Source organism: Prochlorococcus sp. MIT 1011, from assembly GCF_047305235.1.
Lineage (GTDB): Bacteria > Cyanobacteriota > Cyanobacteriia > PCC-6307 > Cyanobiaceae > Prochlorococcus_B.
This window is the reverse complement of sequence record NZ_CP138983.1, coordinates 1,278,017-1,303,636: the sequence shown is the minus strand read 5'-3', so window position 1 is coordinate 1,303,636 and position 25,620 is coordinate 1,278,017. Positions and strand designations below refer to the sequence as shown.

Sequence of the window (25,620 nt, the reverse complement as noted above, 5' to 3'; positions counted from 1 at the left end):
ATTAAATCCTTGTCTCTAAAAGACCAGTTTGAATGCCTGTCTTTCTTAATTTTCTTAATGCGCGTTGAACTACTTGTCTGCAATATTCTCTGCTGCAATTCATCTGTCTCGCTACCTCAGCAAGCGTTCTCCATTCGTTAGATCCATCGAGGCCAAATCGAAGACTTAGTATCGTTCTCTCCTTAGGTGTGAGATTTGACTTATCCAATAACGACCAAGCTGACGCACTTCTTTCTGCTAATTCAGCTAGTTCCATAGGAGCCACTTCCTCACTTGGAAGAATATCGACAAGCTCAGATGGATCTGCTTTTGATTTGACTGCCCCTTGCAAACTAACTGTGATACTTCTCAACTCACATGCAAGTAATTCTTCTACTTCCTCTAAAGGAATATTCATTTGTATTGCTATTTGGTTGGTTGAGGGATGAACCCCAAGTTCTTGCATTAGTCGTGACTTAGCAGCACGAAGTTTTGTTAGCTTTTCATTTATGTTTACAGGGATTCTTATTGTTCTACTTTGCGTTGATAGCGCTCTATTTAACCCTTGTCTAATCCACCAGTAAGCGTAAGTTGAAAATCGATGACCTCTTTTGGGATCGTATTTCTCAACAGCTCTTGTTAACCCTAATGTGCCTTCTTGAATTAAATCTAAAAGGTCCAGACCTTTACCTTGATAGCGCTTGGCTAGATTTACAACAAGCCTCAAGTTTGCAGTGATCATTTGATTCTTGGCCCTTTCCCCTGCTTTAAGTGCTTTTTTCTCTGCGCTTGAATATTCGCACTTTGGTCCATTTCCACCAGCTTGTTGGCAGCGTTCATTAAGTGCAACCATTGCTTGAACTTCTCTACCCATTGTGAGTTCTTGCTCTGGTGTGAGCAATTCGTGTCTTCCTATTTCTCCAAGAAAGTCGCTTAATGAACTCACGATTTATTCCTCCTTATATTAATAACCTAGAGAGAAATTGTTTACTTTCAATAGGCGTAATAAAGTGTTCGGAATTTATTATTTATCTTTTATCTATTCTTATGGCCTTCACTAGCTTAATTAAGCGAGAAGAAGTTTTGTGTATTTTTTACTTGGCTATTTTAAAATGCGTCTAAATAAATTTTTTTCAATTAAAACATCTCAAAACCCTTTGATATTAATGACTTTTTAAAGTGGTTTTTTGATTTATAAAACTCTTTAAAGATTTTTGAGTCTCGAATAATTATTTTCAAGTGCTATCCATAATTTTAGAGAAACGACAAATTACCAAAGATTTAAGAAAATCGGTTGATTTGTTTTTTTCACTTTCAAGACTTTTTAATGAATTTAATCCTTAGTTTTTTACCAAAGAAACTTATTTAGAAGTAAATAATTAATATAAGAGTTTGTTTTTTGCTACTAATTTCTTCTTGGAGCGCCTCTTCTTTTAACTAAAACTTTTAGAACATCTTCCCATGAAACATTTTGATTGGCTAAAGAAACTTGAATATGGAAAATTAGATCTGCAGCCTCATTGGCAACTGAAGTTGGATTTTTATCTTTACAAGCCATAATAAATTCGGCTGTTTCTTCTCCTATCTTTTTTAGGATTTTATTATCGCCTTCCTTCAGAAGACTATTTGTATAGCTTCCTTCCTCAGGACTATTTTTGCGACTCTCTATGACATTGAATAATTCACTACAAGCATCAGATGGAGGGTAAAGAACGTCTTCATTTGTTTCTAAATTTTTAAAAAAACAACTTCTTTTTCCTGTATGGCATGCTATTGAACCAATTTGTTCAATAGATAAAAGTATTGTATCTGAATCGCAATCAGTCCTAATTCCTTTCAATTTTTGAAAATGACCGCTCGTCTTTCCTTTGTGCCAAAGTTCTCTCCTTGAACGACTCCAATAGTGAACTTCACCAGATTCTAATGTTTTCGTAATGGATTCCTTGTTCATCCATGCCATCATTAAAATTGAGCCATCGACCCAATCTTGAGCTATGGCTGGGATTAAGCCATTTTGATCAAAATGTAGATTATCTATAAAAAGCATTTTTAATTAAGCCAATTAGGCTTTACAACTCTAATTGTTTAAATTTAATACTCTATTGGTTTTTTATTCATCTTTTTATGACGATTAAAGATATTCCTTTTAATTGCTCAAAGCATTTTAAAGACTATCCATGCTCTCACCGTCAATGGAAACATAAAGGTCACTGTCGTTATGTTCATGGATACAGTCGAAGCTTTACCTTTTGTTTTGCTTCAAATACACTTGATGAAAATGGCTTCGTTGTAGATTTTTCAAGTCTGAGAACTTTGGAAGAGAAGTTAAGAGAACATTTTGATCATACATTTCTTGTGAATTTTGATGATCCTCTTCTTGAAACATGGAAAAAACTTCACTCTGAAGAAGTACTAGATCTTAGAGTCATGAATAATGTTGGAATGGAATCAACTGCTGAATTGGTTTGGGGATGGGCTAATGATTTATTATTTTCAAGAGAGAACGGTAGATCTTGTTGTTGGAAAGCAATAGCGCATGAAAATGAGATTAATTCTGCTAGTTATACCTCCTTCCCTGAGTGGTTTAAATATTGATGTTCTAAACTTTTAGTTGATATGCAATTAGCTTCCTCAGTTTTTATATCTCTAGGTGAAAATTAATTTTGATTCTTTCTTTTCTATTTTTATAGTGCTTCCTTCTTTATATTTGCCTTTAAGAATATATTTTGCTATTTCACTCTCTAATTCTTTTTGAATGACTCTCTTTAAAGGTCTAGCGCCATAGCTCGGATTATATCCAATTTCAGTAATTAAAGATAGAACATCATTATTGATCTCAAGCTCCATTCCTTTTGCTTCCAATCTTTCTCTTAAACGATTTAATTGTAAGTCAACTACTTTGAGTAGAGTTTCTTTTTTAAGTGGTTCGAAATTAATTATTTCATCAAGTCTGTTTAGGAACTCAGGCCTGAAATTTGATTTTAGCTCTTGATTGATAAGTTCATCTATATTTGTAGACAGACTATTCGTTATGTCCTTATCAGTGATTAATTCGCTTCCTAAATTACTGGTGAGAATAATAATAGTATTTTTGAAGTTTGTTGTTCTTCCCTGCCCATCAGTTACTCGTCCTTCGTCAAGTATCTGTAGTAATACATTGAAAACATCTTTATGTGCTTTTTCAATTTCATCGAAAAGCAAAACGCAATAAGGTTTTCGTCTGATTGCTTCTGTTAATTGTCCACCTGCTTCATAACCAACGTAACCAGGAGGAGCGCCAATTAAGCGACTTATAGAGTGCTTTTCCATATATTCAGACATATCTATTCTTATCAGGGCATTTTCACTGTCAAAAAGTTGAGAAGCCAAAGCCTTAGATAACTCTGTTTTCCCCACGCCTGTCGGTCCTAAAAATAAAAAACTTGCGATTGGTCTGCTTGGATCACTAAGTCCTGTCCTAGACCTCTGTATCGCAGAAGATATTGATTGAACGGCTTTATTTTGACCAATAACTTTTTTATGTAGCTCAGTCTCTAGATTGAGTAATTTCTCAATTTCAGTTTGAGCAAGTCTTTTAACTGGGATAGATGTCCACTTAGCAATTATTTCAGCTACATCATCGGCTATCACCTCTTCTCTCAAAAGTGATTTCTCGGCATTTTGAGAGGAATTTTTCAAATTAAGTTCTTTAGATTTTAAATTTTGTTGATAATTTACAAGTGTGCCGTATTCAAGTTCAGCAGCCCTGTTGAGGTCATAATTCCTTTTTGCTTTTTCTATCTCTAGTTGTACTTTCTCAATTTCTTCTTTAAGTGTTGAAATTTCCTCGATTGATTCTTTTTCTTCTTTCCATTTTTTGTTTACTTCAATTTGATGCTTTTTTGACAAGGCTAGTTCTGTAGTAATTAATTCGAGCCTCTCTTGACTTGAAGTATCTGACTCACCTTCAAGAGATAATTTCTCCATTTCAAGTTGGATGATTTTTCTATCAATCTCATCAATTTCTTCTGGTTTTGATGTTATTTCCATCTTTAAACGTGAGGCTGATTCGTCTATTAGATCAATAGCTTTATCAGGCAAAAACCTCTCGGGTATATATCTATCACTCAATATCGCCGCAGCTATTAGTGCGTTATCAGAGATACGAACACCATGATGAACTTCATATCTTTCTTTTAATCCACGTAAGATCGAAATCGTATCTTGGACTGAGGGTTGTTTTACAAGTATTTGCTGAAATCTTCTTTCCAGCGCAGGGTCTTTCTCAAAATTTTCTCTATGCTCATTTATGGTTGTTGCTCCAATACATCTCAATTCACCTCTAGCAAGCATTGGTTTTAGGAGATTACTAGCGTCCATTGCGCCACCACTCGCACCTGCGCCGACGACAGTATGTATTTCATCGATGAACAAAATTATTTTCCCTTCTGAATCTGTGACATTTTTAAGAACTGACTTAAGTCTCTCTTCGAACTCACCACGGAATTTTGCACCTGCTATAAGTGCTCCCATGTCTAAGGAAATCAGTTGACGGTCCTCAAGTGCTGTAGGAACATCTCCGTTGATAATTCTTTGTGCTAAACCTTCAATAATTGCTGTTTTACCCACGCCAGCTTCACCAATTAATACCGGGTTGTTTTTAGTCCTACGGCTAAGTATTTGAATGGTTCTACGAATTTCCTCATCTCTTCCAATTACAGGATCTAATTTTCCATCTCGAGCAGCAGAAGTAAGGTCCATGCCATACTTTTGAAGAGCTTCGTAGCTATTTTCAGCATTTTTTTGGGTCACTTTTCTGTCACCTCTAATATCTTGTATAGCCTTAAAGAGACTATTTTTTTTAATTTGATTTTGTACTAATAACCTATTACAAACTCTCTCGTCATCAAATAGGGAAATCACTAAATGTTCACTTGAAATAAAATCATCTTTGAAAGAGTGTTTAATATTTTTTGCTCTTGAAATTGACAATGATATATTTTTACCAAAGAATATTGATTCTTGTGTCTTTTGCATTTTTGGTTGATTTTTTATAAATTTATCTACTTCTATGATTAGGCTTTTTATTGAACCGCCAGATCTCTCTATTACTTTTATTGCGATTTCATTTTTATTTAGAAGAGAATAAAGAAGATGTTCTGTTTCTAAATTTTGATGATTTTGAGTTAAGGCTAAATCTTTTGCATTTATGATCCCCTGCCAAGCAGCTTCAGTGAAATCATCAGGATTTATCTTCATCCTTAAAATTAATTACCTAATTTATTTTATGCAAATCCTATGATTCTATAAATATATGAAAACCGACCTTTTCTTACGTATTGAAATATAGGTTTGGTTAACTCTTGGGACCTTAAGAACAATTAATTTGATTTTTTATTCCTTGAGTTTACTTTCTGTAAACTATGATTCATACTTATTAGTAGTTTAAGATAATTTAAATTTTTCATGTGTGGAGTATAAATACTTTTTAGAAATTAAAATTAAATCCCTTAAATTTTTACTTTGCAAACACTTATCTTTTTATAAAAATATTATCTTTGATGATTTTATCTAAGCTTCTAGATATATTTTTTATCAAAAAAAAGACGGGGTCTCCCCCATCTTTAACAAATTCTTTTATGGATTTAATTTACTACGATTTTACCAACCATTCCAGCACCTCTGTGAGGCTCACAGTAGAAGTCGTATGTTCCAGCGGTACTAAAAGTTCTCTCCCAAGACTCTCCTGGAGCAAAAGCTAGATCTGGATGACTTAGATCATCGTTTCCGTCAAAAACGGCATTGTGAGGAGCTAGTTTGTTGTTCACAAACTTAACAGTGTCACCAGCACTTATGTTTAAAGTGCTTGGCTCAAAAGCAAGCATTCCTGCATCGGTTCCTAGCTTAACTTCAACAGTTGAAGCGTTTACATTGGATACACCAATTACTAGGAATGTAAAGAAAGCAAATAAAGCTGTTGAAATAGAACGAATCATGAAATTAATTCTTCTTTTTTTTTAATTTTACTACTTTAGCTTCTGTTTGACATTTTAGTGTTTAGTTAAACCAGAATTATGTAAAACTTGACCTAGTGTTTTGGCATAGCTTATACCTCCAAAGCTTTCTGGAGATGTTACGGGCTCATGAATAAAGTGTTTTTGTCTCAGGCTAAACCTATCCCAATTTGTGATTTGAATTGGCAGTAAAATAGTTAAAAGCTCAACAAGCCAAATCCAAAGAGGGATTTGAGGGACTTTTCTCATTCCTTTCCATCCTAAAAGCGTCTGAATTGCAACATCAATGCTTATGTAGGGTTGCCCTAGAACGAATTTTTTTATTTTGCTTTTTGGAATGGATTGCTCAGGTTCGAAATTAGAAGTAACTAGATGCCCGCAAATGAAAGCAATATCTGCTGCGTGAATAAAATGAAACCTTGAAACTACTTTTATCCATCTAGCTAGCCAGATCCATTTAAATGCATCTTTAAGGCCTTGTGTAAGATAACTTGTTGGAAAATTACTTTTACCGTCTATACGCCCGCCGAATACTAGTGTTGGGAATACAGCTATGATTTTTCTTGATAGTTGGTGAGTTTCAAGCTCTTTTAGGCATTGTGCTTTCGTTTGTATGTACTCTGTTCCATGAGTAAAGGCTTCTGGTAGCAAATTTAAATTTTTATCAAGTACACTTGCAGTTGAGAAATAAATGATTTGTTTGATATTGGAAGGATTAAGTAGATTGAGCAAATTCTTTACTGCATCAATATTTACTTCTTTCGCTCTTTTGGGATCACCCCAAGCAGTTGCTGTATGAATAACTCTGTTGACTTCTGAAATTTCTTTTTTGAACTTATTTGATTGTCGCAAATCTCCAACTAAAACCTTAATCCTTGGATTTTCTAAATTTATTGAAGTTATTTTTTTTGGATCTCTAACCCATAAAAATAATTCTGAATTTGAGTTTTTTATTAGCCAATTTGCTATGTATTGCCCCACGCATCCACTTGCTCCTGTGATCAGAATTATTTCGTTTTTCAAGATGAAACTTTTATAAGTTCATTGACATTTTTACCAGCCTCGAAAAATACTCTTGCATTTTCTTCTGGTGTCCCAGGAAGTATTCCATGACCAAGATTAAGAATATGTTTTCTACCCTTCGCTTTCTTGACTACATCAACAATTCTTGATCTGATCGCATCAGGAGTACCAAACAAAAGTCCCGGATCAACATTCCCTTGGACTCCCACTTCTTGAGGCAGTCTTGCTAGTCCCTCTGCCATGTCGACAGTCCAATCTAAAGATACTATATCTACTCCAGTCTGTCCCATCCTTTCAAGAACTCCTGCACTGCCTGAGATGTATAAAATCATAGGTGTGTCTGGATGCTTTTCTTTTACTAAATTGACTACTTTTTGTTGATAAGGTGCTGCAAACTCATCATAATCCTGTGGACTTAATTGTCCTGCCCATGAATCAAACATTTGGACTACTTGGGCTCCGGATTGGATTTGGTAAGACAAATAGTTAGCAATTGATTCTGCAAAATGATTTAAAAGTTGATGCAGTAGTTCTGGCTCTTGGAATGCCATCGCCTTTATAACTGCATAATTTTTGCTGCTTTTCCCTTCTACAACATAGGCAGCAAGAGTCCAGGGAGCACCAACAAAACCTAGAACTGCAGCATTGTTTCCAACGCTTTCTCTTAACCTTCCTAAAACTTCACCGACAAAAGACATGCTTTCTTCTGGTTGAAGGGGCTTAAGGTTTTTTACTTGTTTGAGGTTTCTTATTGGGTCATTTATTAAAGGCCCTTTGCTTTCAACTATGTCAAAGTTAATTCCCATTCCAGGAAGAGGAGTCAAGATATCTGAAAAAAGTATTACTCCATCAGGTTGAAAAGCCTTAAAAGGTTGCATTGAAATTTCATAAGAAAGATCGGGGTTTTCGGATCTTTCTCTGAAACTTGGATGGTTATCACGTAGATCGCGATATACCTTCATGTATCTCCCCGCTTGGCGCATCATCCAAACCGGTGGCCTTTCAACACTTTCTCCGCGAGCTGCACGAAGGAGTAGAGGAGTAGTTTCGTTCATTATTTTGTCCTTTTAAGCGAAAAACTTACAGGAAGCAGTAACTTGAAAATCATGAAATACGTTCTCTGCAAAAGTTCGTCATGCCTTTTGAATTTTTACATCCAGACGACAGTTGAAATTAGGTTATCAGGCAAGGTTGAAACATTTCTATTCGCGGAGGGTTAATTCTCGTTAGATTTATGCTTTAGAACTAGAACGCTAAGAGGCGGGAGGCAAAGATCTATAGAATTTTCATAGCCATGGATATTGTATAAGTCTGTTGATTTTCCTCCCATATTCCCTAAATTTGAGCCTCCATATTGACTCGCATCTGTATTGAAAATTTCTTCATAAAATCCATTAACAGGTACACCAATTCTGTAATTAGAGTGGTTTTGAGGGGTGAAGTTTGCCACTATTACTAACCATTCACCATCGGTCTTTTCTCTTCTCATAAAACTAATTACTGAATTTTTATTGTCATCGCAATCAATCCACTGGAATCCGTATTCATCAAAATCATTTCTCCATAAAGCAGGTTCTTTTTTGTATAAAGTATTCAAATCATCTACTAATTTTTGTATTCCTTTATGTGGTTCATGATTTAGAAGATCCCATTGCAAATCATCCCAAACATTCCATTCTTGGCGTTGTCCAAATTCCATTCCCATAAATATTGTTTTTTTACCTGGATGTGTCCACATATATGCAAGTAAGGCACGTGTATTAGCATACTTTTGCCAGTCGTCACCTGGCATTTTATGTAGGAGATGACTTTTCCCGTGAACAACTTCATCGTGGCTTAAAGCAAGCATAAAGTTTTCAGTAAAGTTATAACAAATGGAAAAAGTAATATTGTTTTGATTGAATTGCCTAAACCATGGGTCAATTTCAAAATAATCGAGCATATCGTGCATCCAACCCATGTTCCACTTGAGGTTGAAACCAAGTCCATCCATATCAGTTGGCTTGGTTACGCCAGTCCATGTGGTTGATTCTTCGGCAATTGAAAGTGCACCAGGAAAATGTTGAAAAAGAACATGATTAGCCTGTTGTAGAAATCTAACTGCTTCGAAATTTTCATTCCCCCCATCTTCGTTAGGTATCCATTCACCTTCTGGACGAAGATAGTCTTTATAAAGCATTGATGCGACTGCATCAACACGTATTCCATCGATATGAAACTGATCAAACCAGAAAATTAGATTTGCAACTAGAAAATTACGAACTTCATTCCGACTGTAATTGAAAATTAATGTTCCCCATTCTTTGTGTTCTCCAATTCTGGGATCTGAATGCTCGTATAGATGACTACCGTCAAAATAAGCAAGACCATGCTGATCTTTAGGGAAGTGACCTGGGACCCAATCGAGAATAATACCTATGCCCTCTTTATGGCATGAATCAACGAAGGCACGAAACTCATCTGGTGAGCCATATCTACTAGTAGGTGCATACCAACCAGTAACTTGATATCCCCATGAGCCATCAAAAGGGTGCTCTGAAATTGGCATAAGCTCAATATGAGTGAAGCCTCTTTCTTTGACATAGGGAATTACTTTATTTGCCAATTCTTTGTATGTAAGCAATCTTGAGCCAGGCTTCATATCTGCTGCTGGGACGGGAGCCCTATGTTCCCCGTCTGAGTTGATAAATGGATCATCTGAGGAAGCGTGCATCCAGCTGCCTAAATGCATCTCATAAACGGATATCGGTTGCTCAAGAGGATCTCTATTGTCACGCTTGGATATCCAAAATTGATCATTCCATTGAAACGAATCGATCTTTGATATTACTGAGCTTTTTGCAGGTCTTACTTCATGTTGAAAACCATAAGGATCGGCTTTCTCGTAGCAATGTCCTTTTTCAGTTCTAATTTCATATTTATATAAATCACCATCCCCTAGACCTGGTATGAATAATTCCCATATCCCTCCTAAACGTTTTTGCATAGGGTGATGTCTGCCATCCCATGAATTCAGATCACCAATAACGGAGACACTTTTTGCATGAGGGGCCCACAAGCAAAACATAACTCCTTCTTTTTTATCTATTTCAGTCAGGTGGGCCCCCATCTTTCGCCAAATGTGATGGTGGTTTCCCTCTGCGAAAAGATGTCTATCAACTTCACCCATCCACTCTTTTCGGAAGCTCCAGGGATCATGTTGAATATGTTCAATTCCTCCTCTGTTTACTTTTATTTGATAATCAGTGCCAGGATTTTTTTCTACAACTCCTTCAAAAATCCATTCATGGTTGGGATTTTGCAGCTGAAGCCTTGTCTCTTTTGTTATGAGTTCAACCGTAGTTGCCTCTGGCATCCATATTCGTATTACCCATTTGTCTTTAAACGGTTGAGGACCAAGGATAGAAAAAGGACTTTCATGTCTGCATTCAGAAAGTCTTTGACCGTCATCTTTCAAATAATCTAGAAGAATAGAGACGGGCATGACTTATGGCTGAAATAGCTAGTTAGCTTAATCCTCTGTCAGTAAATATTGAACCCCTAAGAGGAAATAAGTGATTCAAATTTAAGTTTTGAATTCGAAAGTAAGAGCGAAATTGTAGTCACTAAGCAGTGAGGGCTTGGTCCAGCGCACAAATATTGACACTGTCCTGGATTTACTCCAATTGCTGGCCATCCAGATCCCGAGATTGAAATCCTTAAACGATCTCCTTCTTTAAATGTGGCTAATATTGGTTGTAGTCTTATTTCTCTACAGGTTTTTATATCTTTATCAAAATTGCTAATTCTGAGGACCCCAGTCGAAAGTTGAGTAGCAGTATTTTTGATTTCACTTGGAATTATTGATAACGCAACGAACATATCAAAGCTTTCCCTGTCACATTTTGTTTCTAAGTAGAGAGTTGGAATACCCTCTATCCTCAAATCTTTTGACATTGGAGGTGTTGTAAATACTGCAACATCAGAGCGAGTATCGATATTGAATCTGTTCGCTTCTCCAGGCGTATCACTTAGATGCCCTCCGATAGCGGGTACAGGCCTCCATGGGTCATGAACCAAATTCACCTCGCAATCTACTTTTGAAACAGAATGAGTGGCTAAGCCACCTTCAGAATGACTTATCGAGGCTAAACCTTCGCTACAGAGATTCCATGTAGGAGTTTTATTTTGATCCGAAAGCTCCCAACTATTTCTTGTAAGATTCCAGAGATTGATTTGAGGGAAAGGAATTTCTTTATTTTTTTCTTTTAAATGAGAATCAAAAAAATTTAACTGAGTGCGTTGTGCACCCTCCCACCATTGAAGATGAGTGGCAGGACCAATGATTAATTTAGGATTACCTCCTGCCTTTGTTGATTTTTCAAAAATATCTAAAATCCCTCTTAAATGGGGATCCCACCACCCCCCAATTAGAAGCAAAGGTTTTTTTAACCAGCTATTTAATGGCTCATAAGTTTTCCATTGAGGATTTTTGCTAGAAGAAAGATTTAGCCATTTATAGGCCATCCCTTCTGGATCATTCTTTTTCAGTAATCCATGACCATTAAATAAATATTTTTTTGATTCAAGATTTTCACGAATTTCGTGCCAAGCTTCCCAATTCTTTTCTCTTTGTGCCTTTTGGGCTGCTAATTGCAAACCCCATCCAATTCCCAAGTGCCACCAAAAGGCTCCTCCTTCACAACTCCAATGTTCATTTTCTGAAAGCCCTGTCATTGCAGGGATAATGCAATCAGGTGGATAAGTGCCTTCCTCTGCAATGAGCTGTGTTAATCCTTGATATGAAAACCCATATGTACCCAGAAGACCATTGCATTCAGGCAAGGATCGAACCCAAACATGAGTTTGACTTGTGTCTGAGGTTTCTTGACTAAATCCTTTAAATTGACCTTCAGATCCGCCTTGACCTCTTACATCTTGTATTACAACTAGATAGCCATTGCTAGCCCACCAAGAGGGATGAGCATATGTAACTGTAGAAGCAATTTCTCTTCCATATGGCTGACGCATAAGTAATGCAGGCCATGGTCCCTCCCCTTGTGGTAACCAGATTCGAGATTTGAGTAATGTTCCGTCTCTAAGTTTTAAGTCTTCGTCCCTGTACTTTATTGAAGTCATTTGTGGCTTAAAAAGTTTCAGGGCAATAAAGACCTCTTACATACATCGAAAGTATCTCAGCATCAACTTCGCTTATATTCTTTTGAACTGAGATTTTTTGAATAGATTTTGGTGAACTAGCCGAAATGTTTTCTTTATTTAGGTTCCTAAATCTTTTACAAATGGATTTTGCTTCATCAGGATTTCTTTTTACACCATCAAGAAGTCTTGATTGAGCCATTGCACCTTGATTAATGGCAAATGATGTAAATATTAGGGTGATTAGTAAACTATTCATTTGCTCAAGTTTAGCTAGTTTCTTTTTGATTATTTTTATTCTATTACCTAATTCTTCTTGGGTAAATTAAATAATTGCTTTTTTAGCTTTTTCTATTAAAAAGTTAGCTTTGCTTAGATCTATTAATGGAATTCGTCCTGTTCTTAAATTTCTTTCAAAACGACCACTCTTTTGAACTAGCTCTTGAGGAGTAAGTCGAGAAAGTGCCTTGTTAGAAATCAATCCTGAGTGCATTAGCAAGGCTGCTTCGTTAAGTTCAATATCTAAAGTACATATAAAATAGGCTATGCATTTAAGTCTTTTTAGATTGCGAATACTACCCAGACTTCCATAGATTAGATTATTAATTTCTTCATCACTAATAGATAATAAAGAATTCCAGGTCTTTATATTATTTGATAAGAGTATTTTTTCCTCTTGATAAAAGCTTTTAGGAAGATTTTTTAATAATAACTTTTTATTCATATGGATCTATTGAGGTGTTTTCTTTAAAATCAGCCTCGTTCGATAAATCTTCACTTGGAGAATAATTTCTATCAGGTAATTCTATAATCTTTGATTCTTTTAAATCATTTATTATTTCACCAAGAATAATTGGTTTACTTATTCCATCTCCAGCCGATTCTATCTTTCTTAGTCTGACCTTAACCTGAGCACCATTTCTTCCTCCCCCTTTTAAATTGCCTGCAATTTGTAGCAATGTTGGCTTGATAGCTTCTTTAGGAAAATCGTTTGAGGCTTGAGCAACAACTAAATCAAAGCCATTATCATAAACAATAGGAGCATATTTGTAACCTTCTACATTAAAAGGAGGCGTATAACTTTGCTCGAAGGCCCAGCAACTAGCAGATAATAAAAGTGTGAAAATTGTTGTTCCAGTCAGCCGGAATTTAATACCCCAGTTAAATAAATAAGCCAAAACAGTCAAGATGCCAAGTCCTGAACCTCCCCAGGCTAGCCATTTTGTTACATCTTGGATAACTTCAATCATAGACATAGGCTGGTTTCTCCTGAATTGATTCTTTATAGTTTGTTAGCTCCCCAAGTTTGAGAATAATGTTTCATGGGAGATGAGTGGAACTCTAAAAGATTAAAGCGGTGGGGGCTTGCGGGAACCTTTGTGGCGTTGGGTGGTGTTTTGATTTGGAGCGGGGCAGATCTATTAGTAGGCAGAACTATAAGCCGCTTCTCACCTCAAATAGAAAAAACATTATCTAATTCTTTAGGTCATCCTTTGGAAATAGGAGCCTATAGAGGCCTTAGGCCATGGGGAGTTGCTCTGGGACGAACAAAGTTGCTTCCAGGTGAAAAAGATTCTTCATCAGTCAATATTTCAACTTTAACCATTAAATTTGCACCTTTTGCAAGTTTATTAAATTGGCAACCTGTTGCAATATTTAATCCAAAGGGAACAGAAATCATACTAAACAAAAATAATAAAGGTTCTTTTTGGGTCTTACCATCATCTGATAATTCTAAATCAAATAATTTTCATCTAAGATTTAATCTGAAGGGCTCAACTAAAATTGTATTTAATCCTGGTGAAAAGACATTATTTGCCAAAGGGAATCTTGCTCTAAATCTTGCTAAGAAAAAAATTTACGGTGCTATTAATTTAAATTCTAAAAAGCAGGGAAGTCTCTATTTTTCTGGGAAGGGATATTTGGATGGGTTAGAGTTTCAAACTAAAGTAAGAATTAACAAATTTAGACTTGGTTTCTTGCAGGGGATTTTAGGAAATGATTCAAATATTATTTCAAAGGGAAATATTAATGGTAAAATCAATTTAGCTATAGAAAAAGGTTTCATAAAATGCAAAGGTGATTTAATTGCAAATAATCTAAGCTTAAGAGGAGGGGTTTTAAATGATATACTATTTTCTGATAAATCAAGAATTAAATGTGATAATAAAAGTTTAAATATAACAGATTCAAATTGGCGATATGGTTTTTGGGATATATCTACTTCAGTTGAAATACCATTTTATAAAAAAGATGAAACTCATATAAAATCTTTTAGTTATATAAAAATCAAAGATTTTGATCACCAACCTCTTTCCTTGAAGTTTAAACTACCAATTTCTATAGTTGATAGACGCTTTATTCCTGGTGACTTAAAAGCTAATATAAATTTAGAGTCTTTCCCTTTAGGTGCATTAAATCCAATATTAAATGCATCATTATCTGGTAAATTAAATACTAATGGTGATTTTTATGGCCCCCTATCTTCACTGAATTCTAATATTGACCTTTCTTTAGATAATCCACAAATTAATGGTATTCGCTTAAGGGAAAAATGGAAAGGTTCTTTTATTCGAATTCCAAATAAAAAGAAATGGGGTAGTTTGAAAATGAAATCAGAAGGGGCTTCCATCCCTGGTGAACTTCAAATAAACTTAAACAAAGACGGTGATTTTAATGATTTAATTCTAAATAGATTAGGCGGTAAAATAAGTCTAAAACCTAAATCAAATGCTTTTGAATGGGATGCTAATAAATTCAGATTAGATAGAGTAGAAGTGGCTTTCCCTCCAGAGAAAAGTTTTAAACGTATCTTTGGGGAAGTTTCAAGTAATGGAATAATTTCTTTTGATCCACTATTTGTTAATGGTGACTTGAATTTGGATAATTTCAGATTGTTAGGTTTTAAATTAAAAAATGCAAGTATTAAAGGTCAAGTTAAGAATTCAGAAACCAATCTAAAAGGTGAATTAATACCATCTAAAAATGGAAAGATTAAATTTGATATTAACAGTGGATCAGGATTTTCTTTGTTAGCTAAAGTGAATGATGTTAGCTCTAGTTGGATTACTGCTACAGCTTTAGAGTTTCCTAAGTTAGGATTGAAGTACTCAGAGGCAGTTGGCAAAGCTGAAGATTTAGCGACATTGATGATTGGTGATACTAATAGTTCGATAGATAGTCAGTTAGAAGCTTTAACTAAATCTAAGGATTCATACAAGGAAGAGATTACTAAGAAAAATAGTAAGAGTATTATTAATCCTTATGATCTAAATGGAAATGTCAATGCGGATGTTAAATTAAGTGGACCAAGACTATCTGATTTAAAGTTAGAGGCCAAAGCATTTGGTAAGGTTTGGACAAGCAAACTGAATATCATAAATTCTAAAGATATACGACCTTTTAAAGCAACTTTTAATGGGGATTTAGGTTCAGCTAATGGAAGCTTTTCACTAATTGATTTCAACTTTTCATTATTGTCTTTGGTGGCGCCGATTCCTTCAGCAGTAAATGGATATTTTGGTTTAAATGGTAAATATAGCTTAATTAATGGAACCCCAAAAGTAACTGCAGATCTAATTATTAAGGACACAGTAATTGATGATAGAAATATTATTTTAGACAAAGGAAATATTTTGCTTAAAGATAATTATCTTGAATTTGATATAGCTCTAAGGGACCTATCTTCGATAAACCCAGTTCAATTAAGTGGAATTTATCCATTGAAAAACTCTGACCCTATTGATCTAAAAGTCGAAAGTCATGGAGATGGATTGGTCTTTCTAACAGGTCTAACAAAAGGAAATGTTTCTTGGACTTCTGGATCTGCTGATCTGAGCTTGCTAATTAGTGGGACCCCTGAAAAGCCTGTGGCGAATGGTTTTTTTGTTTTGAATAAGAGTGATCTACTTTTACAAAATAGAGAAATTAATAATTTGAATAGCACAATGGTTTTTGATTTTAATAGACTTGAAGTTCGCGAACTCACAGCAAATATTGGGCCAAACGGTCTCATTAACAGTAAAGGAGGAATTTCGTTATTTGATTCTCAATTAAGTGAAATTGAACCATTGGTGCTTTCCATAGAGAAAACACGAGTTAAAACAGCATTTGCCGATATAAGAGCTTCATCCAAGATTATTGTTAAGGGCTCTATTATTAAGCCTGAATTGGCAGGTGAAGTATTTATTTCAGAAGGCTCTGTTTTTGCTAAAAGAGCTAATAATCAAGATAAAAATACATCTGAAAAATCTGATCGTCTTAAAGATACCAAGGTTAAAAGTATCCGTAGATTCCCTGAGCAAAACTGGAGCCAGAGTGAACCTTTGGTTTTATTTATTCAAGATGAAGATGCTCCTGCAAGCCGAATAGTGAGAGGTGGCTTTCCTCGTGGATTGGAAGCCATTAGCTTTGATAATTTTAAGCTGGTACTTGGCCCTTCATTACGATTGGTATCTCAACCGTTGGCAAGTTTTGAAACGAATGGATTTCTTTTCTTAAATGGTGCTTTTGATGAGACACTTGATGTTAGTGGAGTCATTAAACTTGTTAGTGGTTACGTCAATCTCTTTACGACTACTTTTAATCTAGATCAAAGTGAACCTAATGTAGCCGTATTTGTACCATCTATGGGATTAGTTCCATATGTTGACGTAACTTTAAAAAGTCGTGTCCCAGATAATGTTAGAGACGTAAGCAATTTTTCCTCCAATGGCATGGCATCATTTGGTATTGGAGGATCTCGTTTTGTAAATGTCGAAGTAACGGCCTCTGGACCTGCAGATCGAATTAGTGAAAACTTTCAGTTAAGAAGTACTCCAACTTTGGGAAGAAGTGAATTGTTAGGACTCATAGGAGGTAATTCGCTTGCAACTCTAGTAAGTAGTGGAGGTAATGGAGATGCTCTCACTAGCTTTCTAAATAGATCTTTTGCTTCGTATCTTCAAGGTAATATCAATGGATTTTTAAGTGATAGGCTGCAAATATCTTTGTATCCTGCATATATAAATGGATCAGATTTAGAGGATGATGCTAGTGAAAGTAGTTCAAATACTGATCAAGAGGATACGAATTTGACAGGCCAACAAGCATGGGTAACTGAAATAGGAGTTGACCTTAATGATAAAATTAATTTTTCAGTTCAGGCTGCTCCTAATCGACAAGATATTCCACCGAAAGGAAATATTACTTTTCAAATGAATCCCAATATAGGTCTACTAGGGTCTTTTGATAAAGATGGGAATTGGCAAAGTCAGCTTCAACTCTTTTTTAGATATTAAATAAATGAATAGTTGAATAAAATGATTTAAAAAAGTGCTCAGTTCGATAGATTTTTATCTTCTTTTATTGCTTGATTCGCCATTAAAGGAATATTTTAAAGATAGTGAAAAATTAACTTTGATTACATAGTTGATCTAAATCAAATGAGTACAAACTTTTCAGTACCTGATCCTACGTCCCAGCTAGTAAAAGTAGCTGAGAGTGCAAAAAAGGCTTCTATTTTGCTTGGTCAATCCACTAATGAACAAAGGTGTAAGGCTTTGACTGAAATGGCAAATGCCTTGAATGCTAATGCTGATGATATTTTAAAAGCAAATATTCAAGATCTTGAAAGATCAGAAAAAGAAGGGTTGAATCAATCACTTTTATCAAGACTTCAGTTAACAAAAACTAAACTCAAAGGATGTATTGACGGGGTTCTAAAAGTTTCAAATCTCGCGGATCCAATTGGTAATAGACAACTTCATAGAAAATTGGATGAAAACCTTATTCTTGAGAGAGTGACAGTTCCATTAGGAGTTTTAGGAGTGATATTTGAATCGAGACCAGATGCATTAATACAAATAGCATCTCTTGCTGTTCGTTCTGGTAATGGAGCTTTATTAAAAGGAGGAAGTGAAGCAAAAGCCACCAATCAAGCAATAATGAATTCTCTTGATAAGGGGTTAAGCAAATCAAATGTGGGCTCAGGAGCGTTGTCTTTACTCACTACACGTCAAGAAAGCTTAGGCTTGCTTCGCTTGGATCGGTTTGTCAATTTGATAATACCCAGAGGTAGCAATGAGTTAGTCCAATTTATTCAAGAAAATACACGTATCCCTGTCTTAGGGCACGCTGATGGGATTTGTCATCTATATGTAGATAATTCTATAGATATTGCTAAAGCTATAAGTATAGCTTTAGATAGTAAGATTCAATATCCTGCTGCTTGTAATGCAATTGAGACATTATTAATTCATGAAGATGTTGCCGAGATGTTTTTGGAAAAAGGCTTGCCAATTTTTTCTAGTGCAGGAGTTACTCTTAAGGGAGATGCAAAAAGTCAATCTTTAGGTGTTAAAAATAAGGCTGATGAGGCAGACTGGTCTACAGAATATCTTGATTTAATTCTTTCAATAAAAATTGTTCGTAATGTAGATGAAGCTATTGAACATATTCGTAAATATAGCTCACGTCATACGGAGGCGATAGTTACTGATGATAAAGAAGTTGCTGAAAAATTTTTAAGTTCAGTTGATAGCGCAGGTGTTTATCATAACTGCTCTACTCGTTTTGCGGATGGTTTCCGATATGGATTTGGAGCTGAAGTTGGAATAAGTACTCAGACTCTTCCACCAAGAGGACCAGTTGGATTGGAAGGCTTAGTTACCTATCGCTATTATCTCAGAGGTGATGGTGACCTTGTTAAGGATTTCGCTTCTGGAGATAGAAGCTTTTCTCATATTGATCTACCATTATGAGTCAATTTAATAATTTAAGTGTAATTCATATTAAAGATATAAATCTATGGGCCCATGTAGGTGTTTTAGAAAGTGAGCGAATACATGGTCAAAGCTTTCTTCTCGACATTAGTTTTTGGTTGGATTTGGATGAGTCATCCAAGCTTGATCAATTAGATAAATCAATAGACTATAGCGAAGCAATTAAAGCTGTTAAAAAACTTTCATTTGAAATCAAATGCTTAACGATTGAATATTTTAGCGATCAAATTTTAAATCTTCTTGAGTCTCTATATGGTCCAGTTCCAATTCATATTCTGCTGAAAAAATGCTCACCACCAATAGATGGATTTACTGGAAATGTTCTAATCGAAAAGAAAAGGAATTTCTTATTTCCTATTAATTAATTGGATAAAAACAAAAGACCAATTTTTCTTATTCATGGTTTGTGGAACAATCCTAAATTATTTGAAAAATTAATTAAAAAAATAAAAGAAGATGATTATGAATTGTACAGACCACATTTGCCACATAAATATGGGAAAACATCTCTTAGGCGCTTAGCTCTAGATCTTGATTTTAAGATTAAGGAATTAGTGGGACCTGAAATCGAAATTGATATTGTTGGTTTCTCAATGGGTGGATTAATTAGTAGGTTTTGGCTACAAAATCATGATGGCTTTTTAAGAACTAAACGTTTTTTTAGTATTGGCACTCCTCATTTTGGTACCTATACAGCTCAAATGATTCCTTCATCCTTGATGCCAGGTATTGCAGAGATGAAAAGAGGAAGTAATTTATTATCTCAATTAAATAATGACTTGACTTCTCTAGAAAAGATTGAATGTACTAGCTTTTTTACAAAATGGGACTTGATGTCATTCCCAGGGTGGCAAGCAAAACTTTCTATTGGTGATTCTTATCACTTACCTGTGTTGACACATAAAGAATTGATAACAAATTCTAGTTCTCTAGATATTTTAGTCAAAAAGATTTTTATTAATAGCTAATTAAGACCACTATGTCTTATTAGGGCATCAGTAGAGGGATGTCTTCCTCTAAATTGTTTGAAAACCTTATTGGGTGAACGACTACCGCCAAGACTAAGAATTGAATCGCGATATTTTTTACCAATCTTTCGAACTTCATCCTGATTGGCAAGACCTGCCTCTTCAAATGCTGCAAAGGCATCAGCACTGAGTACCTCAGCCCATTTATAAGAGTAGTATCCAGCTGCATAGCCACCAGCAAAAATATGACTGAAGGCACAGAGAAATTGATCTTCTGGAATTGGATCCATCACTGTCGTGTTTTTTGCGATTTCTCGTCGTAACTCATCTGGGGAAATTTTTATATCTTTATTCCATTGACTATGGAGTTTTAGATCAGTAAGAGCAAAATGTATTTGCCTTAAAGTCGCAAGCCCAGAATTAAATGTTCTGCTTAGCCTCAATTTATTTATTTCCGATTCTGGTAATGGCTCTTTCGTTTTCCAATGTATTGCTATATCAGAAATTGTTTGATCCTCTAAGCACCAATTTTCCATAAATTGGCTTGCTAATTCGACAGCATCCCATTCAACGTTATTAATACCGGCGGCTTGAGGGTAATCTACAGTTGTCAGCATATGTTGTAGTCCATGACCAAATTCGTGGAAGAGAGTTTCTACTTCTTCGAAACTCATCAGGCTGGGTTTGTCCGCAATAGGAGGTGTTTGATTGCAGACTAAATAGGCTACTGGGAGAACAACATCATCTTTCGTCTTTTGATTTCGGCATAAACATTCATCCATCCATGCACCTCCTCTTTTTGTTGCAGGACGACTGAAGGGATCTAGATAGAAAGATGCAATTTTCTGGCCATCTATATTTTTAACATTGAAGAAACGAACATCTTCATGCCATAAAGGAGCTGTATTACTTGCTTCTTCAATGTTAATTTCAAAAAGTCTTTTGCACAAGTTGAATAGACCATTAAGAACTTGATCTAAAGGAAACCATGGCCTGAGTTTCTCTTGGTCGAGATCGTATTTTTCTTTGCGTAGAACTTCAGCCCAAAAACTTACATCCCATGGAGACAGCTCAAAATCTTCGTTTTCTCCATTTCTTTTGGCACACTCTCGAAGATGTATAAGTTCTTTTTCAGCATGAGGCATTGCAGCCAATCTCAATTCCTCTAGTAACATCTCAACTGCATTTTCACTATCCGCCATCTTTGTGGCCAAACTAATTTCACACCAGTTTTTATATCCCAATAGTTTTGCCTGTTTGTTTCTGAGATCTAAAATTTCTTCAATTATTTTTTTGTTACTAATCTCTCCATCGCTAGCTCTGCTTACAAAGGCTCTATAAACTTTTTCTCTGAGACGTCTATCTTTTGCATAAGTTTGAAAAGGAATGTACCTAGGCATATCTAAGCCAACTCTCCATGGGCCATTGGATGCTGATGGATTATTACCTTCTTCATCTTTGTCACCAGACTCCTTTGCCGCAAGAGCCAATGTTTCAAGTGCTCTTTCAGGAAGCCCCTCGACTTCTGACTTGCTTTTTAATAAAAGACTCCAATTCTTAGTCGCATCTAATACATTGTTGCTAAAAGTAGTTGATAATTCAGCTAATCGTTCACTGCGAGAATTAAATAGTGCTTTTTCATTAGCTCCTAAACCAATTCCTTTGTTTCTCATCGTTATTAATTCTGTCTCAATTATTCTGATTTGTGTTTCATCCTTTATGTTCCCATGCTCTTTCAAATTTGAGAGCGCCTTAAAAATGACTTCGTTTTGAGCAAGTTGATTACTAAATCTAACGATTGTAGGTTGCTGACTTGAATGAACCTCACGTAATTCGGAGGAATTGCATACTGCATTCAGATGACTTACAACTCCCCAGCTCCACCTGAGCTTTTCACCAATATCATAAAGCTGAGGCATTACATCTTCCCAACTTAGAGAGCTTTTGGTTGGTAATTGTTTTTCGAGCTGTTCTTCTAGTTTATTTAATTCTTCATTTAGTTCTTTTATCAGTTTGGGTATATTTTCAGTTATCTCGTTAGGGGTGATTTTATCGTAATCAGGAAGACCTTCACCTTTTAATAATGCTGTTGGCTTAATTGAAGTCATTTTTTAGATTCAAAAACTAACTGATTGGTACAAGGTTATTGGTAATTAATGATTGTGCGAGAGCATTTGTTGATACCTCATATAAATCAATAGCTATCCTTGGCCAAAAACCTATTACTAGTGTAGGAACCAAGAGGCTTAAACCTATCGAAAGCTCTCTCGCATCCATTTCTTTTACTATCGATAAAGCAGGTATTCTTGGGCCAAAGAATACTCTTCTACACATTGAAAGAAGGTAGATAGGAGTTAAGACAAGTCCAATAGCTGCTAAAAGGATTGTTATTGCTCTAAATAAAGAAGTGAATCCTTCTTGACTAGTTATGCCTAGAAAAACTGTGATTTCACTTATAAACCCACTCATCCCTGGTAAGGCAAGTGATGCTAAAGAACTGGCCAAGAAGAATGCAAAGGTAATTGGCAAAGCCTTTGCAAGACCGCCCATATTCGGGATTGAAAGAGTATTGGTTCTTTCATAAAAACTACCAGTAACAAAAAACATTGCGGCCGCAATCAGTCCATGGCTAATCATTTGGAGCATCGCTCCACTGATTCCAAGTGCATTAACTGCACCAATTCCAACAAGAACAAAACCCATATGACTTACAGAACTGCAGGCTATGCGCCTTTTTACATTGTCTTGAGCAAAAGCATTTAAAGCACCATAAATAATATTTACTATCCCAATGATGATTAATGCTGGGGCGAGTATTAAATGAGTATCCGGTAAAATTTGGACGTTAAATCTAATGAGAGCGTAACCTCCCATTTTTAATAAAACACCAGCTAATAACATTGAAACCGGAGCATTTGCTTCCCCATGCGCATCTGGTAGCCAGGTATGAAGTGGAAAGATAGGAAGCTTTACTCCAAAACCAATTAAAAAACCTAGATAACAAAATATCCCAAAATTACCAGTAAAAGATTTGGCTGCGATTTCATTTAAATTAAAGGTAAATTGATCTCCAGAAAGAGCTAAAGCAAGCCCACTAATTAATATTAAAAGGGAAGCTAGAGCTGTATAAAGGATAAATTTTGTTGCTGCATATAGTTTTCTTTTCCCTCCCCAAATTGCAATCAGTAGATAGACAGGAACAAGTTCAAGCTCCCAAGCTAAAAAGAATAGTAAGAAATCTTGTGATAGGAAAACTAAAGCTTGGGCTGAAGCTTGAATTAGTAACAAAGCAAAGTAAAGCCTTGTTTTTTGTTTTACTTTCCAACTTGCGGCTGCGGACAAAAAAGTTATTAGACCGCTTAGAACTACTAGCGGTGCAGATATACCATCTACACCTAATGACCATTCGAGTCCTATGGAAGGAAGCCATTGAAGTCTTTCAACTAACTGGAGATTTTCGCTACTTGGATCAAACAAATTGGCAAAAGCCAATACAATTATTAGAAAATCGGCTAATAAAATAACTAGGGCTATGTTTCTTGGCAGATTAGAGTTTTTACTATCTTGCGTTGGGAGGAAAGGCATTATCAATGCTCCAACTATGGGTAGGAGCACAATGAGTGAAAGCCATGGAAATACTGTCTGAGAATCAATACTCATAGGCAGATTGGCATCCATAATTTGGGGCAAGTCAGCCATAAAGCTATCAGTTTTTGTTCGTTTTCATGAGTAGAACTACCCAAAGGTGTTTGAAATACATTCGCTCCCTCTGAGTTGGAGGCTCATTAAAGGAGCACGACTTGCTACACCAGCAGCTTCCCAGGCTTTGACCATTGCGACACTGACTTCTCGGCCTTTAGTCGCTTTGCACAAGGCAAGAATGCTTGGACCTGCTCCACTAATTGCACATCCTAAAGCTCCGGCAGCCTTTGCTGCTTCTCTTACTTCTAACCCACCTTTGATCAATCCCCATCTGTATGGTTCATGAAGCTTGTCATGCATGCCATCTGCAATTAGATCCTCATTTCCAGTCCTTAGTCCTTGAAGCAGAAGCGTGAGGGCTCCTAAATTGATTACTGCATCATTTACTGGAATGTTTTCTGGCATGACACGCCTTGCTTCGCTGGTGCTAAGGCGAATAGATGGGATTGCAACTACTGCTTTTATTGATTGATCCCAATCACAGCGGACTACGCGCCATCTGTCGTTTGCAGTTTTAGCTGTTACGCAAAGACCTCCTATTAAAGACGGAACAACATTGTCTGGATGACCTTCTATATCTATTGCCAGCTCCAATAATTTTTCCTTAGGCAAAGGGTATCCAGCAAGTGCATTAGCTCCAACTAATCCTGCCACAATTGCTGTAGCACTGCTTCCAAGCCCTCTTGCAGGAGGCACAGCTAATTTTACTCTTGCTTCAAGAGCAACAGGCTCAACACCTGCAGTTCTCCAAACTCTTTGCGCGGCTCGATAAAAAAGATTCTCAGGGCCGCCTCTTAAATGATTACCTTCAGTACTTTCCATTATTAATTCAAACCTTTCAGCATTACCCTCAATTCTTTTAATAGTGAACTGATTGGAAAGATCTAATGCTGCACCAAGGCAATCAAACCCTGGACCAATATTTGCTGTAGTAGAAGGAACTTCTACTACGACAGTTTGTCCTATTTTTGGCGGCCCCATGTTTTTATCCTTTAGCTAAGTCTCCCATTTGATTCGGCACTTAAGCGTGCTCTGCAAGCTGAACTGAATAATGTCGCTTCTGGATCTTTAAGAACAATCAATGGGATTTCCTTTAAATAAGATTGAAAGCGACCCTTATTACTAAATGCATTTAGGAAGTTAGAAGAGTTTATTCCATCGAGGTTTTTTTCGGCTGTTCCACCTGAAATCCATAACCCTGAAGAGCAAAGTTCCTGTAAAGCAAGGTCTCCAGCTGCAGATCCGTAAGCATTTAGCCATAATTTCAAAGCTTCAGACATTAATTTGTCTCCATTATTTGCTTTTTCCCAAACAAGTGCGGGTAAATCTGTGAAATCTGATTTGTCACTATCCATTTTTTTTAAAGTTCTCTGAAGTGGGTGGTTTTTATTTATTGGATCATCCAATTTCCATCTAGCAATCATTCCAAGGCCAGTACCACTGACTATTCTCTCAATCGATACTCTTTGAATATTTAGCTTCATTTTTAGCCATTTCACTAATTCCCATTCGTTCTCAGTCCTTGGGGAAAATTCCCGATGCCCCCCTTCACTTGGAAATATAAAAATGTTTGTAGGCGTAATTAATCCTCTGGACATTCCTAAGCCTGTACCAGCTCCGATAATGGCAACTAATTTTTGATTAGTTTTGTACTCAGATTTTAATGTTCCTTGGATTACTTCATATTGGGATTTCTTGAAAAATGGTATTCCATATATTAAAACTGAGAAATCATTAATTAATTTAATATTATTTATTTTTGAAAGCTTAGATAATTCTTCTGTTTCGATATTCCATCCTAGATTTGTAATCGTAACTTTCTGGTCTTTTATTGGGCCTGCTACTCCAATACATCCATATTCAGGGAGTGATATATGATCTGGTAAATGTTTAAAAAAATCTTTAAATATTGAGTAAAAAGATTCCCATTCTGAAGAAATATAGTATTTTTCAAATAATTTTTTTGGATAGTTCTCGTTTGAATAAACAGCTAATATAGTTTTTGTCCCTCCTAGGTCTCCAGCAAGTAAATTCATTAGTTATTAAAATCGTTTTTGA

General features: G+C 35.8%; 20 protein-coding genes. 5 read left to right on the top strand and 15 right to left on the bottom strand.

Going from position 1 to position 25,620, the window contains the following annotated elements:
• Window position 1 precedes the first annotated feature (1 nt).
• Window positions 2-925, bottom strand: coding sequence for a sigma-70 family RNA polymerase sigma factor (locus SIB75_RS07825; protein ID WP_413682724.1), 924 nt, complete (start codon window positions 923-925; stop codon window positions 2-4).
• 459 nt (window positions 926-1,384) lie between these two features.
• Window positions 1,385-2,026, bottom strand: coding sequence for a bifunctional phosphoribosyl-AMP cyclohydrolase/phosphoribosyl-ATP diphosphatase HisIE (hisIE, locus tag SIB75_RS07820; protein ID WP_413682723.1), 642 nt, complete (start codon window positions 2,024-2,026; stop codon window positions 1,385-1,387).
• 77 nt (window positions 2,027-2,103) lie between these two features.
• On the opposite strand from hisIE, the gene SIB75_RS07815 reads away from it, so the two are divergent.
• The gene (locus tag SIB75_RS07815) at window positions 2,104-2,574 is read left to right on the top strand and encodes a 6-carboxytetrahydropterin synthase (RefSeq protein ID WP_413682722.1); all 471 of its coding nucleotides are present in this window, start codon (window positions 2,104-2,106) and stop codon (window positions 2,572-2,574) included.
• 51 nt (window positions 2,575-2,625) lie between these two features.
• On the opposite strand, the gene clpB is transcribed toward SIB75_RS07815, so the two are convergent.
• The 9 genes from clpB to SIB75_RS07770 all read right to left on the bottom strand — a co-directional run bounded on the left by clpB (window position 2,626) and on the right by SIB75_RS07770 (window position 13,381).
• The gene (clpB, locus tag SIB75_RS07810; RefSeq protein WP_413682720.1) at window positions 2,626-5,217 is read right to left on the bottom strand and encodes an ATP-dependent chaperone ClpB; all 2,592 of its coding nucleotides are present in this window, start codon (window positions 5,215-5,217) and stop codon (window positions 2,626-2,628) included.
• A gap of 386 nt (window positions 5,218-5,603) precedes the next feature.
• Complete coding sequence (gene petE / locus SIB75_RS07805) at window positions 5,604-5,954, bottom strand: plastocyanin (protein WP_413390093.1); 351 nt, start codon at window positions 5,952-5,954, stop codon at window positions 5,604-5,606.
• Window positions 5,955-6,008: 54 nt separating this feature from the next.
• Window positions 6,009-6,995 (bottom strand): NAD-dependent epimerase/dehydratase family protein, encoded by a 987-nt coding sequence (locus SIB75_RS07800; protein ID WP_413682719.1) that lies wholly within the window; start codon window positions 6,993-6,995, stop codon window positions 6,009-6,011.
• On the bottom strand, window positions 6,992-8,050 hold the full coding sequence (gene hemE, locus SIB75_RS07795; protein WP_413682718.1) for a uroporphyrinogen decarboxylase: 1,059 nt from the start codon (window positions 8,048-8,050) through the stop codon (window positions 6,992-6,994). The genes SIB75_RS07800 and hemE overlap by 4 nt, the downstream gene beginning before the upstream one ends.
• A 161-nt stretch (window positions 8,051-8,211) precedes the next feature.
• Window positions 8,212-10,479: a 1,4-alpha-glucan branching protein GlgB gene (gene glgB, locus SIB75_RS07790; RefSeq protein ID WP_413682717.1), complete on the bottom strand. Its 2,268-nt coding sequence runs from the start codon at window positions 10,477-10,479 to the stop codon at window positions 8,212-8,214.
• 56 nt (window positions 10,480-10,535) lie between these two features.
• Window positions 10,536-12,113 (bottom strand): CocE/NonD family hydrolase, encoded by a 1,578-nt coding sequence (locus SIB75_RS07785; protein WP_413682716.1) that lies wholly within the window; start codon window positions 12,111-12,113, stop codon window positions 10,536-10,538.
• Window positions 12,114-12,120: 7 nt separating this feature from the next.
• Window positions 12,121-12,390, bottom strand: a complete 270-nt coding sequence (locus SIB75_RS07780; RefSeq protein WP_413682715.1) for a hypothetical protein — start codon at window positions 12,388-12,390, stop codon at window positions 12,121-12,123.
• Between the two features lie 66 nt (window positions 12,391-12,456).
• Window positions 12,457-12,855: a DUF4332 domain-containing protein gene (locus SIB75_RS07775; RefSeq protein WP_413682714.1), complete on the bottom strand. Its 399-nt coding sequence runs from the start codon at window positions 12,853-12,855 to the stop codon at window positions 12,457-12,459.
• On the bottom strand, window positions 12,848-13,381 hold the full coding sequence (locus SIB75_RS07770; RefSeq protein WP_413682713.1) for a Ycf51 family protein: 534 nt from the start codon (window positions 13,379-13,381) through the stop codon (window positions 12,848-12,850). The genes SIB75_RS07775 and SIB75_RS07770 overlap by 8 nt, the downstream gene beginning before the upstream one ends.
• 72 nt (window positions 13,382-13,453) lie before the next feature.
• On the opposite strand from SIB75_RS07770, the gene SIB75_RS07765 reads away from it, so the two are divergent.
• From SIB75_RS07765 to SIB75_RS07750, 4 genes are all read left to right on the top strand, one after another.
• Window positions 13,454-17,410 carry a translocation/assembly module TamB domain-containing protein gene (locus tag SIB75_RS07765; protein WP_413682712.1) on the top strand — a complete coding sequence of 1,319 codons (3,957 nt, stop codon included), beginning with the start codon at window positions 13,454-13,456 and terminating at the stop codon, window positions 17,408-17,410.
• A 144-nt stretch (window positions 17,411-17,554) separates the two neighbouring features.
• Window positions 17,555-18,871: a glutamate-5-semialdehyde dehydrogenase gene (locus tag SIB75_RS07760; protein WP_413682711.1), complete on the top strand. Its 1,317-nt coding sequence runs from the start codon at window positions 17,555-17,557 to the stop codon at window positions 18,869-18,871.
• The gene (locus SIB75_RS07755) at window positions 18,868-19,257 is read left to right on the top strand and encodes a dihydroneopterin aldolase (protein WP_413682710.1); all 390 of its coding nucleotides are present in this window, start codon (window positions 18,868-18,870) and stop codon (window positions 19,255-19,257) included. Before SIB75_RS07760 ends, SIB75_RS07755 begins: the two co-directional genes overlap by 4 nt.
• Window positions 19,258-19,860, top strand: coding sequence for an esterase/lipase family protein (locus tag SIB75_RS07750; protein ID WP_413682709.1), 603 nt, complete (start codon window positions 19,258-19,260; stop codon window positions 19,858-19,860).
• Here the strand turns inward: SIB75_RS07750 and SIB75_RS07745 are convergent.
• The 4 genes from SIB75_RS07745 to SIB75_RS07730 are packed head-to-tail and all read right to left on the bottom strand — an operon-like array spanning window position 19,857 to window position 25,598.
• Window positions 19,857-21,968, bottom strand: a complete 2,112-nt coding sequence (locus tag SIB75_RS07745; protein ID WP_413682708.1) for a M3 family metallopeptidase — start codon at window positions 21,966-21,968, stop codon at window positions 19,857-19,859. The two genes, SIB75_RS07750 and SIB75_RS07745, sit on opposite strands and share 4 nt — an antisense overlap.
• A 16-nt stretch (window positions 21,969-21,984) precedes the next feature.
• Window positions 21,985-23,538 carry an NAD(P)H-quinone oxidoreductase subunit 4 gene (locus SIB75_RS07740; RefSeq protein WP_413684836.1) on the bottom strand — a complete coding sequence of 518 codons (1,554 nt, stop codon included), beginning with the start codon at window positions 23,536-23,538 and terminating at the stop codon, window positions 21,985-21,987.
• Between the two features lie 57 nt (window positions 23,539-23,595).
• Window positions 23,596-24,543 (bottom strand): homoserine kinase, encoded by a 948-nt coding sequence (gene thrB, locus SIB75_RS07735; RefSeq protein ID WP_269612524.1) that lies wholly within the window; start codon window positions 24,541-24,543, stop codon window positions 23,596-23,598.
• A gap of 11 nt (window positions 24,544-24,554) precedes the next feature.
• Window positions 24,555-25,598, bottom strand: a complete 1,044-nt coding sequence (locus tag SIB75_RS07730) for a glucokinase (protein ID WP_413682706.1) — start codon at window positions 25,596-25,598, stop codon at window positions 24,555-24,557.
• Window positions 25,599-25,620: the final 22 nt, after the last annotated feature.

What these genes read in the sequence shown, in the direction of transcription:
- hisIE (WP_413682723.1), bottom strand. Translation starts at nt 2,026, where the DNA reads ATGCTTTTTATAGATAATCTACATTTTGATCAAAATGGCTTAATCCCA.
- SIB75_RS07815 (WP_413682722.1), top strand. Translation starts at nt 2,104, where the DNA reads ATGACGATTAAAGATATTCCTTTTAATTGCTCAAAGCATTTTAAAGAC.
- clpB (WP_413682720.1), bottom strand. Translation starts at nt 5,217, where the DNA reads ATGAAGATAAATCCTGATGATTTCACTGAAGCTGCTTGGCAGGGGATC.
- petE (WP_413390093.1), bottom strand. Translation starts at nt 5,954, where the DNA reads ATGATTCGTTCTATTTCAACAGCTTTATTTGCTTTCTTTACATTCCTA.
- hemE (WP_413682718.1), bottom strand. Translation starts at nt 8,050, where the DNA reads ATGAACGAAACTACTCCTCTACTCCTTCGTGCAGCTCGCGGAGAAAGT.
- glgB (WP_413682717.1), bottom strand. Translation starts at nt 10,479, where the DNA reads ATGCCCGTCTCTATTCTTCTAGATTATTTGAAAGATGACGGTCAAAGA.
- SIB75_RS07785 (WP_413682716.1), bottom strand. Translation starts at nt 12,113, where the DNA reads ATGACTTCAATAAAGTACAGGGACGAAGACTTAAAACTTAGAGACGGA.
- SIB75_RS07780 (WP_413682715.1), bottom strand. Translation starts at nt 12,390, where the DNA reads ATGAATAGTTTACTAATCACCCTAATATTTACATCATTTGCCATTAAT.
- SIB75_RS07775 (WP_413682714.1), bottom strand. Translation starts at nt 12,855, where the DNA reads ATGAATAAAAAGTTATTATTAAAAAATCTTCCTAAAAGCTTTTATCAA.
- SIB75_RS07770 (WP_413682713.1), bottom strand. Translation starts at nt 13,381, where the DNA reads ATGATTGAAGTTATCCAAGATGTAACAAAATGGCTAGCCTGGGGAGGT.
- SIB75_RS07765 (WP_413682712.1), top strand. Translation starts at nt 13,454, where the DNA reads ATGGGAGATGAGTGGAACTCTAAAAGATTAAAGCGGTGGGGGCTTGCG.
- SIB75_RS07760 (WP_413682711.1), top strand. Translation starts at nt 17,555, where the DNA reads ATGAGTACAAACTTTTCAGTACCTGATCCTACGTCCCAGCTAGTAAAA.
- SIB75_RS07755 (WP_413682710.1), top strand. Translation starts at nt 18,868, where the DNA reads ATGAGTCAATTTAATAATTTAAGTGTAATTCATATTAAAGATATAAAT.
- SIB75_RS07745 (WP_413682708.1), bottom strand. Translation starts at nt 21,968, where the DNA reads ATGACTTCAATTAAGCCAACAGCATTATTAAAAGGTGAAGGTCTTCCT.
- SIB75_RS07740 (WP_413684836.1), bottom strand. Translation starts at nt 23,538, where the DNA reads ATGGATGCCAATCTGCCTATGAGTATTGATTCTCAGACAGTATTTCCA.
- thrB (WP_269612524.1), bottom strand. Translation starts at nt 24,543, where the DNA reads ATGGGGCCGCCAAAAATAGGACAAACTGTCGTAGTAGAAGTTCCTTCT.
- SIB75_RS07730 (WP_413682706.1), bottom strand. Translation starts at nt 25,598, where the DNA reads ATGAATTTACTTGCTGGAGACCTAGGAGGGACAAAAACTATATTAGCT.